This is a genomic window from Paenibacillus sp. NRS-1760, from assembly GCF_050467785.1.
Classification (GTDB): domain Bacteria; phylum Bacillota; class Bacilli; order Paenibacillales; family Paenibacillaceae; genus Pristimantibacillus.
Window position 1 is genome coordinate 26,465 of sequence record NZ_JBITPK010000002.1, and the last position, 14,356, is coordinate 40,820.

The window sequence follows — 14,356 nt, forward strand, 5'->3', positions numbered from 1 at the left end:
GCCTTATTTTACGATTATGATAACCAATTAAACGTTTAACCAAATAACGCTCGTCATTCGTGGTTAAACCTTTAATCAGAGATTATCATGCGTTTTCCTTATCGTCAACATCCTAATTTCAAGCCTATTATTTTTGTACTGCAGGCTGCTCATTCTTTTGCCACGCTACTGAATAAAGTCCGAATATCAATCTATATAATGAAAACTATCTAATCCCCTTCTACAAATATTTACGATTACGCTCCTCTTCGTGAATAGGGTGTTCTTCGTTTTTCCATACTAAGGAAAAGCGAAGTTTTGCATTGAAGGGAGCCTGCTCCATGAAAAAAAATTCCAACCAGCAGGGTAAGCTGCGCCGCAGGCCTGCTTTTCCATTTATAACCGAGAGGTTCCTTCCCCAATTTCTGAAAATGAAGAAATGGTTGAGATGGGCAGCTGCCGCATTCACCCTTTTCATACTCATCTTGGCCGGTACACTTATCTTCTTACGTACGCAATCGCTGCCAGTCACTGCGATTAGCCAAACATCTCAAATGCTTGATTTGCATGGCAATGTCATCGATACGTTTCATGCTGGAGAGAACCGCCGTTCTGTACAGCTATCCGACATTTCGCATTATGTAATTGAAGCAACCTTAGCTATTGAGGATCGCCGCTTCTATGATCATCGCGGCTTCGATATGAAGGGAATGGCGCGAGCCGTTATGGTTAACGTCCAAAGCTTCTCGGCACGCCAAGGCGCAAGCACGCTTACTCAGCAGCTCGCACGTAATCTATATTTGACGCATGAGCGAACCTGGCAGCGCAAGCTGAAGGAAGCGATGTACACGGTTCAGCTTGAAATGAATTACTCCAAGGACGAAATTCTGGGCATGTATTTGAATCAAATTTATTATGGCCACGGCTCCTATGGTATTGAAGCAGCGGCGATGATGTACTTCAATAAACACGCTTCCGAGCTCACGCTTGCAGAAAGCGCGATGCTTGCCGGCATTCCGAAGGGCCCTAAGTATTATTCGCCGTACCTTAACATGAAGAATGCAAAGGACCGCCAGCTTACTATTTTGCAGGCGATGCTTGAAGGCGGCTCAATTACATCCGAGCAGGCCGATGCCGCTTATAAGGAAATGCTGAGCTTCCAGACACTTGGCTCTGGCGACCAGGAAGGGTTTGCGCCTTATTTTCGCGATTATATCAGGTATATTGCTGTCGACAAGCTAGGTATTAATGAACATTTGCTGAATGAGGGCGGAATTACCATCTATACAACGCTTGATCCGTCCGCGCAAGCAACGGCTGAAGAGGTCATTGCAAAGGGCTTTCCCGAAAACTCTGAGCAGCAGGCGGCGCTCATTGCTATAGACCCGCGCACCGGATATATCAAAGCGATGGTTGGCGGAAGAAATTATAAGAACAACCAATATAATCGAGTGTTTGCAAAGACGCGCCAACCCGGCTCCTCCTTTAAGCCTTTCTTATATTTAACCGCCTTGCAAAGTGGTTTTATGTCACCTGTTACCCGTTATAAAAGTGAACCAACTGTATTCACATATGATGAGGGACGGAAGACGTATGAACCACGCAACTACGGTGACAAGTATTTGAATGAGCTGATTGATATGAGACAGGCGCTGGCCAGCTCGGATAATATTTATGCGGTTAACACCATCATGACCGTCGGCGCTGATAAAGTTATTGAAACGGCAAAGAAGCTGGGAATTGAAAGTCCGATGAAGCCGGTCCCTTCACTTGCGCTTGGCACCTTTCCAGTCAGCCCATTCGAAATGGCTTCTGCATTTGGCACTTTCGCAAACGGCGGCATCCACATGGAGCCGATTGCGATTCTCCGCATTGAGGACCGCAAGGGACAGGTATTATATGAAGCGAAACAAAAATCAGTGCAAGCCATCACCCCAGCCGAAGCCTATGTCATGACCAGTTTAATGGAGAGTGTATTTGAAGAAGGCGGAACAGCTTTCCGCGTATCTTCTATTATTAAGCGGCCGATAGCAGGCAAGACAGGTACGACCCCAACAGATGCATGGCTCGTTGGGTATACGCCTGAACTAGCGACAGCAGTGTGGGTAGGATACGATAAGGATCGCAAATTAACCGTTGCCGAAGCTTACCGAGCTGCTCCCATTTTCGCGAAATTTACGGAGCAAGCGCTGTCTGCCATACCGCCGAAGATTTTCCCGATTCCGGAAGGTATCGTGAACGTGTATATCGATCCGACAAGCGGCAAGCTTGCAGAAAGCAGCTGTCCGCACAGACGATTAGAAACCTTCATCAGCGGAACGGAGCCGACTGATGTATGCGGCGAGCCTGCGGGTGCAGGAAATAACGACAGTGACGCCACTCAAAATGGATCTGGTACAGCAGGACGACGCTCTTGGTGGAATGACTTGAAACGCTGGTGGACAGACTAAACAAACAGCAGCCTTCCTTTAATGAGGAGGGCTCTTGTTCCTTCCAATATTGAACCAACCGTGATCTTTGCGCATTTTTGTCCAACTTATGATCAAAAAGTGAATTTTCTTTGAACAAAACCACAAAGTTGTGGTATAGTATGGATAAGAAAACACTTACAATTGATCGGGAGTGTTAAATATGACAACAAAAACCGCAACAATCAGCAACATTCAGCCTTCTAAATCAGATGTCAAGTGCCTCGTAAAGGCAATGACTGCCATCTCTTGGATCGTTTTATCTATTGGCGTTCTACTCAGCCTCATTAACTTAAGCCATTTCAGCGATAAAAATGTTGGACTTATGGTCGGCATCGGATTCCTAATCGGCAGCGTTCATATTTATGTTATTGGCACAGCGATCGGACTTGTTCATGCACGCCTTAACCAAGAGCAGTCGTCAAAGGATTTTAACGAGCCTCAATAATTAAAATTAACTTCATCACTCTTAACCAATAGACAGTCACATTCGGTCAATGACCAGATGCGACTGTCTATTTGCTTTTACTGGGACAAAACAATTTTATTTGGGTAAAGTTACTATATGTAAGAACAATTCACTGTCTGAACGCTCCTAAATCTAACAGTTGTCTAAGCCGTGAACTTTCTATTACAGAATAAAGACGAATTATTGACGTAATTGTTAACCCCGCAGTTATTACCTTGTGGATCTGCTATTGTAGTCGTAAGCAGTAATTTTGAGGAGTTGAACTGATGATGAGACCGTTTCTTCGTATGCTGACACCCGCACTGATTATGCTAATGGCCGTTATGCTTTCCGGCTGCGGCGAGCAATTCATCGTGCTCGATCCGAAAGGGCCAATCGGCGAGTCTCAGAAAGATTTGATTTATTTTTCAACCATTCTGTGTGCGGTAATTATCGTGCCCGTACTTATCCTGACAGCTGTTATCGTCTGGCGGTACCGTGATAAGCCCGGCAGTAAAGCTTCCTATAAGCCTAACTGGGAGCACAGCACGAAGCTAGAGATTACCTGGTGGAGTATTCCGATTGTAGCGATCCTTGTTCTTGCTATAGTCACCGTCAAATACACGTATGCGCTCGAGCCTTCCAAACCGATTGAGTCGGCTAAGGCGCCAATTACGATTCAGGTTACTTCACTTGATTGGAAATGGTTGTTTAAATATCCAGAAGAGGATATTGCGACCGTCAACTATTTGAAGATTCCTGAAGATACGCCGATTAGATTCCAGTTAACATCGGATACGGCGATGAACTCCTTCTGGGTTCCACAACTCGGCGGACAAATTTATTCCATGTCAGGGATGGCAATGACCTTATTCCTACAGGCTGATGAGCAAGGCAGCTATTATGGCTCCGGTGCTAACTTCACAGGAAAAGATTTTGCCAAAATGACATTCAAGGTGGATGCTACGTCCGAAGAGGACTATAAAGCTTGGGTAAGCGAGGTTAAAGCATCATCGCCTGAACTGACAATGGAAGGGTTCGAGAAGCTTACTGAACCAGGTCCTTCTAATGTGCAGTTGTTCTCCAGCTTCCCTGAAGGATTGTTCAATAAAATTGTAACGCAATATGTAAAAGGCGACGGCAGCGCTCACCAGCATCATGGTGGAGCCGCAACAGAGCCCGCCGCAGGAACGGATAAAGAATCCATTACAGCGGATACGTCTGAGACGCAAAAAGAAACGAAAAGCAAACCAGATTTAAATGCTCATATTCATGCGGGTCATTAACCCGCTTTCAAGCAAATGCTTAAGAGGCGAGTTTGTGCCACAAACTTTTAGGAGGACCCCTCATGTTAGACAAAATTAAAGATTTCGCGTCCGAATTTTTCGTCACAGGCGATCCGCTTATTTTAGGGGCTCAAGTATCCATCGGCCTGTCGGTTGTGGCGATTATATTCACGCTTACCTTTTTCAAAAAATGGCGCTGGCTTTGGACGGAATGGCTGACCAGCGTCGATCATAAGAAGATCGGTATTATGTATATCATCGCATCTATTCTTATGTTGTTCCGCGGCGGAGTTGATGCGCTGCTCATGCGTGTTCAGCTCGCAGCTCCTGAAGTGGAGTTTTTGCAGCCGGATCACTATAACCAAATCTTTACGACGCACGGCGTAATCATGATTTTGTTCATGGCGATGCCGCTTATGTTCGGTTTATTCAATATCGTCGTCCCACTGCAAATTGGTGCCCGCGACGTTGCATTCCCGTTCTTGAACTCCCTTAGCTTCTGGATGTTCTTCTTCGGTGCCATGCTGTTTAACGTTTCCTTCATTATCGGCGGTTCACCTGATGCTGGATGGCTCGCTTATCCGCCGCTCTCTGAGCTGTCAGGAAGTCCGGGACTCGGACAGGACTTCTATATATGGGGTATTCAAATCTCAGGTATCGGTTCATTGGCTACAGGTATTAACTTTATCGTTACGATTCTAAAAATGCGCGCACCAGGCATGAAGCTCATGCAAATGCCGATGTTCGTATGGTCTGTTTTGTCGTCATGTGTAACTATTATCTTCGCATTCCCAATTTTGACTGTTACCTTGTTCCTATTGTTCATCGACCGTTATCTGGGCGCTCACTTCTTTACGCTCGACGGCGGGGGCAACCCGATGATGTATATCAACCTCATCTGGATGTGGGGACATCCTGAGGTATATATTGTTATCTTGCCTGCTTTTGGTATTTTCTCTGAAATTGTTTCGGCTTTCTCGAAGAAAAAATTGTTCGGTTATAAGTCAATGGTATTCGCACTTATGTCGATCAGCTTCTTCTCCTTCTTTACATGGGCGCATCACTTCTTCACAATGGGTTCAGGCGCCAACGTCAATGCTTTCTTCGCTTTGACGACGATGATTATCGCAATACCGACCGGGGTTAAAATATTCAACTGGCTGTTTACGATGTATCGAGGCCGAATTAGGTTTACAACTCCGATGATGTGGACGGTAGCATTTATTCCCTGCTTCGTTGTCGGTGGGATGACCGGGGTGCTCTTGTCTGTCGCACCTGCTGACTTCCAGTTCCACAACAGTTACTTCCTGATCGCGCATTTCCATCAGGTGCTTATCGGCGGCGTTGTGTTCGGTTACTTCGCAGGCCTTTACTACTGGTGGCCAAAAATGTTCGGCTTCCGTTTGCATGAAGGTCTAGGCAAATGGGCATTCTGGTTCTGGAACATCGGCTTCTATGTTTGTTTCATGCCGCAATACGCGCTTGGCTTAATGGGTATGACGCGTCGTTTCAACGAATATGACTTCGATATGGGCTGGCAGCCTTTGAACGTCGTCTCTACTGTTGGAGCATTCTTGATGGGTATCGCGTTTATTTTCCAAGTATGGCAAATCGCTCACAGCATCAAGTTTTTCAAGAAAGAAAAGGATGGCGATGCATGGGATGGCCGTACGCTCGAATGGTCGATTCCATCACCTGCGCCGCTCTATAACTTTGCTCGCTTGCCACAGGTTACTAGCCAAGACGAGTGGTGGGAAGAAAAGCAGCGCATTGCGAATGGTCAGCCTGCTAAACCACTTGCGCCGCTTGAACCGATTCATATGCCAAAAAATTCAGGTATTCCATTCATTATGTCGATCTGCTGGTTTATTGCAGGCTTCGGCTTCGTATGGGATTGGCTATGGATGGCCATACCAGGTCTAGTCGGCGTAGCCGTATGTATGCTTGTTCGTTCGTTCTCTTACGATACCGATTATTACATTCCGGTGGATGAGATTGAACGTACGGAAGCAGCGTTAAGGGGGACAAAATAATGGCACATGCAGTTTCCACTCCAGCAGGAGCGCATGGCGGACACGGCGCTGGACACGGCGGCGGTCACCATGACGATCATCACGATCAAGAATCGATGAAAATGTTCGGCTTCTGGCTGTTTCTTATAACCGACGTTATTTTGTTCGGTACGTTATTTGCAACCTATGTCGTCCTCCGTCTCAACACTGACGGCGGACCGACTGGTGCCGAGTTGCTTGAGATGAACGGTATTATCATTTCGACCTTCATTCTACTGACAAGCAGCTTTACAAGTGGTATAGCCGTTCTTGAAATGAACAAAGGCAACAAGCGCGGCCTTATTCTTTGGCTCGCCATTACAGCAGTGCTCGGCGCTTCATTTATCTATCTTGAAGTAAATGAGTTCATGCATTTGGTGCACGAAGGCGCTAATATCGGAACAAGTGCCTACTGGTCGGCCTTCTTCGTTCTCGTCGGCACACACGGACTTCACGTATCGCTCGGCTTAGTCTGGATGATTGCACTAATTCTTCAGATTAGACGCCGCGGCATTACACCCGTTACGAAGCGCAAAGTAGGCATCATCAGCTTGTACTGGCATTTCTTGGACGTCGTATGGATTTTCGTATTCTCAATCGTTTATTTGATGGGGGTGATGTAGGATGGAAAACCATAACACACATTCGCAGGACGCACACGGGTCCCATGGCGGATCGATGAAGTCTTATGTGATCGGCTTCCTATTCTCCATCATTCTGACTATCATTCCGCTTGTCGTAGTAATGAATGACCTACTCAGCAAAAAAGCTGCAACGCTGCTCATCCTTGTGACGGCAGTTCTGCAATTTGCTGTTCAGCTTATCTTCTTTATGCACATAAGGGATGAGGAGAAACCTCGCTTCAACCTGATGGCGCTTATATTCGGCCTCGTTATTTTGCTGACGATCGTCGCAGGTTCTGTATGGATTATGACTTACAATGCCGTTGCCGTCGCTTCATAATCGGCAATATGAATAAATATAAAGCTGTGCCAAAGTCTCTCTGACTTTGGCACAGCTTTTTTTCGTTTGTTATTTAATGCTTATAGTCAAACTCTCCCTATCTAGGGCTGCTTCATCCGTGCCATAATCATCTTATATGAATACCGAAACGAAAGATGAGGTGGGACGCCATGTCCATTACACTACGCCCCTTGCAGCTGCCAGAGGACTACGAGCAGCTTGCACAATTGCTTAATCAAGTGTGGTCAGAACCGACGACTGCTGAGAACCTGCATGATGCAGATAAGAAGCTTTATGAGATTGGACATACATGGATGGATGAGAACGGACTGCTTGCCGGATACGATCGTGAGCGGCAGGTTGCAGTAAACGAGCAAGGCGATATTGTTGGCTACGCCTGGACCTGGCGGGCGCCTTGGACAGAGCCTGGCTACTTATGCAATACGCTTGTCGTATCAGAGCCTTATCGCAAGCAGGGAATCGGCCAATTGCTTTTAGCTCACATTGGAAAATGGGCTTTGAAAATCGGCGCTTCTACGCTCATTACTGAAGTATGGGACGATAATGAGGATGCGATTCAGTTTGCAAAGCGACATGCTTTTGTAATTGAACGCCATGCCTTCCAGTCCGTCCTTACACTTGGCGAACATGATGGAGCGCAACAACCACAATTTCCAAGCATGCCAGACCTTGGGGCGCTGCGCTTCCTAACGCTTGCCGATGAACCCGGTGAAGAAAGCGAACAGAAGCTGTATGAGATCTATAAAGAAACGCTGGTGGACATTCCCGGTTATCTTGGTGAAGTCCCTGATTTCGTCGAATGGCGCAAATGGTATTTGAAAGTAGACGGCTATGCGCCTGAGCAAGTGATTATCGCGGCTGACGGCAACCGCTTCGTGGGGGTTACTAATGTCCTGCTTAATCCACAAACAAACGGGATGTATCATGAATATACCGGTGTAAGCAGAGCTTATCGCGGCAGGAAGATTGCTTTTGCTTTAAAGCTCAAAGCGATTGAGCTTGCTCAGCAGCATCAAGCCGCATATATCCGTACAGATAATGACTCAACAAATGCACCTATTCTCAGCATTAATCGCAAGTTAGGTTATATACCTCTTCGCGGCTCTTATCGTGTCCTAGCTCCTCTTCAAGAGGTGTTGAGTAAGTTGCCCATCGAAGTACAGCAATGAACGACATCTCCTCATATCCCCTCTCTTAAAAAAAGCAACTTGAAGCGAGAACATCCCGCTTCAAGCTGCTTTTCCAATTCCGCTACTAACGCCCCTGTTCCAAAACCTCTACATCCTTCGGTACAATTAATGTCAGCTCCTGGCTGACCGTGTCTGAGATGAGGCCGCCGTCCCGGTGATCGACGGAACCAATCATGACATACATCGTTGAGCCAACAACATCGGTTTTCAGCATTTTATTGTCCAATCGCTCATACTTCTCGGATGACCAATAACGAATTTGGCCAAACAGCTTAAGCTCACGTGTTTCCGTATGCTCAAGCGTCACGCCATCCAAGGTATGCACAACAATCTTCTTAATATCAGCAGGCACCCCTATTTTCTTCGTTTCCACGAATGCCGATCGCTGCGACATTTGCAGCCCTCGCTGCAGCTCATCGAACAAGCCCGTTGACATGAGCAGTGCAAGCCCGAGACTGGCTGTTCCAACCATTCCTACAAAAAAGACACTCATCCAGTCATAACGAACGATAGTACGCGCACTGCTAGAAAACTTCAAGTAAAGCAGCAGCTCCGCTCCAAGCATAATGAAAACGACGGGTGCGACCCACACGAGCACCTCGTAAGCCTCCATGTCCTGCCATAGAGAGACAGCTAATGCTGTCCCCACGAGAATCAGTGTCACGCCCATGGATAATGAGCCGACGCGCCAAGTGCGAACGCCTGATGGTTGATTGACAGACGGTTCAGCCATATTTACCGTGTTGGTGTTCAATGCGAATCCTCCTCGTACTTTCTTGGCACCGGCTTATGAAGCTCTGGCGGTTTACCTTTGCTCATTACCGGAGATGCCTTGCTTCCGAAAGCTAGACGCATGCCTACAATAATCATAATAAATGCGACAACAGCCGTTGGTATCATATATTTAATTTGCATGTATTGGGAATAAAGCTCCCTTGAGAAATGAGAAGTAACCTCTACAGCTACACGATCGAGCAAGTAATAAACGCCGAATCCCAGCAGCCCAAAACCAAACCAGCGCTGATAAGGGACAAGCTGCGTCAATACCGGTTCATCGGTAAGCTCCTGACGCTCATAACGAGACGTCTGCTGCAGCGCATCGAAGAAAGCAAAGCACCAGAACAGCGGAAGCAGGAAAAAAAACAGCGACAAGCGCAAATTGTCCATAATATAGACGGCGAGAAGAAAACCGCCCATTAGCTGCAGTCCGCGTTTTTGCAAACCTAGATACAGATGTCCTGCACCTGGAAAAATAGCTAACGCGATAGCCAGCACTTTGCTTTTACGCCCAGAGGCGATGTACGATTCCATATCCTCAAATATTGCACGGTCCGCCACATGCTCCCCGCGCTGCTTGGCATGCAGCTGGCTGATTGCGTCAAACATGCTGTATATCCAAATAACGGGAAGCGCCAAAAGAAACACGAGCAGCTCTGCCCTGTGCGTTATCGTGCCTAAGAAGACGATAATCGCAAACCAGCCAATGAAGGAAATGAGAAAGGTAATGCCCCGCTGCATAAGCCCCATATTCATATGCCCTAGACCCGGAATCAGAGAGAACATGATGGTACGCGATTTCTCGCGCTGGCGCTCCTGCTCCAAAGGAACAAAGCCTGGCGAGAAATGATCAGCAGGATGCGCGAATGGATGCTGGTTAGCAGCGCCTGACGGCAATCCCTTGCCTAGCAACAGGAAGATGACCATATCAATCATATTAATGATTCCCGCCATCGCCGCTATAAAAAACAAAAAGATATAAACTGTATCCTCCATATACCCGCCCATTAATCCAAATAGAATACACAATCCTATCGAACCAAAGAAAGCTCCCCCGTACAAAACCGCACGTACTGGGCGACCTGCATAGGCATGTCCTACGCCAGGTAAAAAAGAAAGAAAGAACGCCGCTAACGGGCTTTTATTCATCATTGATTCATTCCCTTCTATCATCGTTTTTCATTTATCTAAATCGAGATGCTTTTAAGCCATCGAGCCACGACCCCGTTTGATCAACCATTCTGTCTGACCAAGATTCGGAATGTCCACCTGTCGCCACTGGCGGATTCGGCCTTATATCCTGCTGTTTATTCTCATTCATATCAAGCTGAGCCAGCTTCTGTGAGAAGGAGGCAAAAGTCCCGCTGGCAAGCAGCAGCAGCGTAATCGAAGCTGCAATGGTGTAGTGTGTTACCGGATGCTGAAGCCATGTCCGCAGGCGGCGAGGCTTCTCTTGTATAGTACTCGTCACAACATGTGGCCCGACTTCTCTATGATCATGTTCCTGCTCCATCATCAATTGCTCCACGACACGCTTCTCTATTTGCTCCATGTTAGGCAGCGGCGTCGTTAAATGAGAATCTGCCCGCTGCATCTCGCCCTCAGCTGTTTCAATCGCTATGACGAACAGCTGCAAGCAGAAGTCGCAAGCAGCCAAATGCTGCTCAACCGGTATACGCTCAGCCTCAACCAGTCTGTCGTTTACGTAACGGGACATTTGATCAGAAGAGATATGCTCAATCATCATTCGAAGTCCTCCTTCCGAAAATGGCGCTTCATCCAGCCTCTTGCACGGTACAGCCTGGACTCTACGCTTTTGCGTTCTAGTCCAGTTTCGGCTGCGATTTGTTCATATGACTTGTCTTCCATATAATAAGCGGTTATGACTTCACGATAGTTTTCCGGCATTTCATCAACTCGCTCTCGTATCTGCTGCCTATCCGCCTGTTCGATGGCTAATGTTTCTGCAGCAGGAGCAGACACAAGTTCTTCATGTACTTTTTCAGACATCGCTTCGCTATCCATTAGCTCCTCTGGCTTTCGTGCACGGCTGCGTTTGAAATCGATCGCTCGATTGACGGCAATACGGGTAATCCATGTTTTGAGCCCATCCAATCGACAATCCGGAAGGGAGCGATAAATTTGCAGCAGCACTTCCTGTGTAATATCCTCCGCATCATGCGGTGAACGAAGCACTGCGAAGACTGTTCTATATATATAAGGACCATATGCCTGTACAAAAGGACCAAAATGCTCGGGCCCGCCCTTCTGTACCTCTCTGATCCAATCCTCGTCTTGAATGTCGCTCCCCTCCTTCCCAATCTAATAGACGCCAGCTTGTCCCGCATACCCTGCACTTGCTGCCAAAAAAAAATTTCTAATGCTTTATCAGCCTCTATCAACGCGGAAAACCTCATCATTCGATAGGACTAGCCTACGAACGATGAGGTTCTCATCCAAAATTCACAATAAACTCAATCTGCTGCTAATAACGCCAGCTGTTATACGTTCAAAGCTTGCTTAAGCTCATCTGGGGAGCGATCCCACCACTCAAGATTATGCTCCACAAGCAGCTTGCGAAGCGCCGATTTATCGACATCGCCAAGCTCGGACAAGTTATAGCGGCGTTTGAGTGATTGATCCAGCTTGTTCACGTGATCCGGGAGAAGCTTCCACCCGCGACGCGCCTCGGAATCAATCAGCATCTCGCATGCCGTAGCGCCCGCGTAATAGGAACCTTCTTCATTGCGGTCAACCGCTACCCATACGATCCAGCATTGACGACCGTTCGGAGTATCCTCTTTGTTAGGCGTAAACTTAATGCCACGCTCTACTTTACTCTTTGCATGCATAGCGCCAACATCAATATAAGCAACGCCATCATCAATAATAACACAGGATACCGCGCTCAAATCGATCGTTCCTGCTCCAAAACCTTTATGTTGTTTGCTGCTCACTACGTTGAGCGACAGTGATTTCTTTTCTTTCTTTACCGGCTCAGCCGGTTGTCCTTGTTCTTCCGTCATGCGTATTCACACCTTCCCCGATACAATAATTCCATTTTAGCTAATAATCATCGAAAAGCAAACATATACATGCTGTAGATGCTTGTCAACGGGAGGGAAACGTTCAATGACTCCACGCTATTTCAAACGAATTTTACTCGTAATACTCGCAGTCGCGCTGCTCGGTATATCGATGCAGCATGACTTCGGGACTGCTTGGCAATCCCAATATACTTATGCTTTCGCCCCCGCCGCTAACGCCAAGCAAGCACTAGCGCCTGCCCAAAAGTCGGTCAAGCCGCCTGCCGTGCAGGAGCCGAATACGGTCATCACACCTAAACCGCAAGAGCTAAGCAAACGTGTCGTTGAGTACCATATCAACGTGCATTTAACGAATGATGCAAAGCAGCTGAACGGTGAGCAAACCGTAACTTGGACTAACCCTGGCAAAAAAACAGTGTCCGAGCTCTATTTCCATCTGTACCCGAACGCGTTTCAATCGGGCAAAACCACGTTTATGAAAGAATCCGGCGGCAAGCTGCGCCAGGACAAAGCAACAACCAATAGCCAAGGCTATATGAACCTGCTTACGCTAGAAACGCTGAACGGTGAGAGCCTTCTGCCACGTCTTCAATATGTACAACCTGACGATGGCAATGCCAATGATTTTACTTTGGCCAAAATCCGCTTGCCGGAGCCTATCGCTCCCGGCACCTCCGTAACGCTGCGAATGAGCTACGAGGTGAAGCTCCCAGAGGTATTCGCAAGAATGGGCTATTCCGGCAACTTCGTGATGGCTGGGCAGTGGTTTCCAAAGCTCGCTGTATATGAGACAGCCGGCATGCGCGGACGTACAGCTGAGGGCTGGAATGTCCATCAGTATCATGGCAATTCTGAGTTCTACAGCGACTTCGGCATATACAGCGTTCGGATTAATGTGCCTGAGAACTACACCGTCGCTGCAACGGGCTTCCAAACAAAGCCTATCGAGATCAAGGAAGCAACAAAGATTTACCAGTTTTATGCTGATGATATTCATGATTTTGCTTGGTCGGCCTCACCAGACTTCGTTTATGAAGAGACTGCTTATTCAGATACCGGCATTCCCGGTGTGCGCATTAAGCTGTATCTTGATCCTGCGCATGCTGACCTTAAGGATCGCTACATGCATGCAGCCAAGTCCGCACTCTCAAGCTACGCCAAGTGGTATGGTGAATATCCTTACAGTACGCTGTCGATCGTCGTTCCGCCCAAAGGAGCGAACGGAGCTGGCGGCATGGAGTATCCAACACTCATAACCGCTTTCGCTGCAGAAAATGATAACCCAGGCTACGATCTTGAACGTACGGTCGTTCATGAGATTGGCCATCAATATTGGTACGGAATGGTCGCCTCTAATGAATTCGAGGAGGCATGGCTGGACGAGGGGTTTACGTCCTATGCCGAGGATAAAGTAATGGAGACGGCATACGGCTTGGAGCCGAATTTGCGCATGGAAGCGAGCTATATGACCAACCCTGCTCCGCTCAAGCAGCAATCTTGGTCATACGCCAGCCACTCGCAATATGCCGAGAATGTATATCTGAGGGCAAAGCTGGTGCTCATTGGTATCGAGAATCAGGTCGGCTCCAGAACGATGCAAAAAATATTGCGAACCTATTTCCAAAAGTATAAGTTCAAGCATCCATCGACAGCAGACTTCCAGCGTGTTGTCGAACAGGTAACAAAAACGAAATGGAATGATTATTTCAGCCAATATGTCTACGGCAACAAAATGGCCGACTTTTCGATCGAATCGATTCATGTACGCCCAGTCACCCAAGATGGTGCTGAGATGTATGAATCTGTTGTACTCATTAAGAAAAACGGCGGCAGCAATGGCGAGATAAAAGTGTTGATGAAGTTTACTGACGGCACCAAAATAACAAAGCTTTGGGATACTCAGGAATCCCATATGCAATATAAACAGCTGCATTCCGCTCCGCTTGAATGGGCGGTCGTTGACCCAAACAACAGCAATGTGCTTGATAATAAGCTCATTAACAACTACATGCAGGCTCAGCTGCCAGAGGATAAACGCACGAGATGGAGCCTCGGCGTTGTCCAACTAATTGAAGGACTGCTCGGGTCGCTGAGCTGGTAAGTAATTGCGTTCAAGGAGCGATAAA

13 protein-coding genes are annotated in these 14,356 nt (G+C 47.3%); 8 read left to right on the top strand and 5 right to left on the bottom strand.

The window, feature by feature from the left end; all coding sequences use genetic code 11:
• Positions 1-320 precede the first annotated feature (320 nt).
• From ACIFSR_RS00130 to ACIFSR_RS00160, 7 genes are all read left to right on the top strand, one after another.
• Positions 321-2,429: a transglycosylase domain-containing protein gene (locus tag ACIFSR_RS00130; protein WP_430053910.1), complete on the top strand. Its 2,109-nt coding sequence runs from the start codon at positions 321-323 to the stop codon at positions 2,427-2,429.
• 181 nt (positions 2,430-2,610) lie between these two features.
• The gene (locus ACIFSR_RS00135; protein ID WP_430053913.1) at positions 2,611-2,895 is read left to right on the top strand and encodes a hypothetical protein; all 285 of its coding nucleotides are present in this window, start codon (positions 2,611-2,613) and stop codon (positions 2,893-2,895) included.
• Between the two features lie 287 nt (positions 2,896-3,182).
• Positions 3,183-4,181, top strand: a complete 999-nt coding sequence (cyoA, locus tag ACIFSR_RS00140) for a ubiquinol oxidase subunit II (RefSeq protein WP_430053916.1) — start codon at positions 3,183-3,185, stop codon at positions 4,179-4,181.
• Positions 4,182-4,243: 62 nt separating this feature from the next.
• Positions 4,244-6,214 (top strand): cbb3-type cytochrome c oxidase subunit I, encoded by a 1,971-nt coding sequence (locus ACIFSR_RS00145; RefSeq protein ID WP_076271580.1) that lies wholly within the window; start codon positions 4,244-4,246, stop codon positions 6,212-6,214.
• Complete coding sequence (gene cyoC / locus ACIFSR_RS00150; RefSeq protein ID WP_076271579.1) at positions 6,214-6,855, top strand: cytochrome o ubiquinol oxidase subunit III; 642 nt, start codon at positions 6,214-6,216, stop codon at positions 6,853-6,855. Before ACIFSR_RS00145 ends, cyoC begins: the two co-directional genes overlap by 1 nt.
• Before the next feature lies 1 nt (position 6,856).
• The gene (cyoD, locus tag ACIFSR_RS00155; RefSeq protein ID WP_076271578.1) at positions 6,857-7,195 is read left to right on the top strand and encodes a cytochrome o ubiquinol oxidase subunit IV; all 339 of its coding nucleotides are present in this window, start codon (positions 6,857-6,859) and stop codon (positions 7,193-7,195) included.
• A gap of 170 nt (positions 7,196-7,365) precedes the next feature.
• A complete protein-coding gene (locus tag ACIFSR_RS00160) occupies positions 7,366-8,385 on the top strand; it encodes a GNAT family N-acetyltransferase (RefSeq protein WP_430053920.1) in 1,020 nt (339 codons plus the stop codon).
• 85 nt (positions 8,386-8,470) lie between these two features.
• On the opposite strand, the gene ACIFSR_RS00165 is transcribed toward ACIFSR_RS00160, so the two are convergent.
• The 5 genes from ACIFSR_RS00165 to ACIFSR_RS00185 form a co-directional block, all read right to left on the bottom strand.
• On the bottom strand, positions 8,471-9,160 hold the full coding sequence (locus tag ACIFSR_RS00165) for a hypothetical protein (RefSeq protein ID WP_430053923.1): 690 nt from the start codon (positions 9,158-9,160) through the stop codon (positions 8,471-8,473).
• Positions 9,157-10,335 carry a hypothetical protein gene (locus tag ACIFSR_RS00170; RefSeq protein ID WP_339205973.1) on the bottom strand — a complete coding sequence of 393 codons (1,179 nt, stop codon included), beginning with the start codon at positions 10,333-10,335 and terminating at the stop codon, positions 9,157-9,159. The genes ACIFSR_RS00165 and ACIFSR_RS00170 overlap by 4 nt, the downstream gene beginning before the upstream one ends.
• A 31-nt stretch (positions 10,336-10,366) precedes the next feature.
• Complete coding sequence (locus tag ACIFSR_RS00175) at positions 10,367-10,930, bottom strand: hypothetical protein (protein WP_430053926.1); 564 nt, start codon at positions 10,928-10,930, stop codon at positions 10,367-10,369.
• Positions 10,927-11,379, bottom strand: a complete 453-nt coding sequence (locus ACIFSR_RS00180) for a sigma-70 family RNA polymerase sigma factor (RefSeq protein WP_339205969.1) — start codon at positions 11,377-11,379, stop codon at positions 10,927-10,929. Before ACIFSR_RS00180 ends, ACIFSR_RS00175 begins: the two co-directional genes overlap by 4 nt.
• Positions 11,380-11,684: 305 nt before the next feature.
• Positions 11,685-12,209 carry a YwhD family protein gene (locus ACIFSR_RS00185; protein WP_430053929.1) on the bottom strand — a complete coding sequence of 175 codons (525 nt, stop codon included), beginning with the start codon at positions 12,207-12,209 and terminating at the stop codon, positions 11,685-11,687.
• Positions 12,210-12,315: 106 nt separating this feature from the next.
• Here ACIFSR_RS00185 and ACIFSR_RS00190 point away from each other — a divergent pair, with 106 nt between their 5' ends.
• Positions 12,316-14,331: a M1 family metallopeptidase gene (locus ACIFSR_RS00190; RefSeq protein ID WP_339205966.1), complete on the top strand. Its 2,016-nt coding sequence runs from the start codon at positions 12,316-12,318 to the stop codon at positions 14,329-14,331.
• Positions 14,332-14,356: the final 25 nt, after the last annotated feature.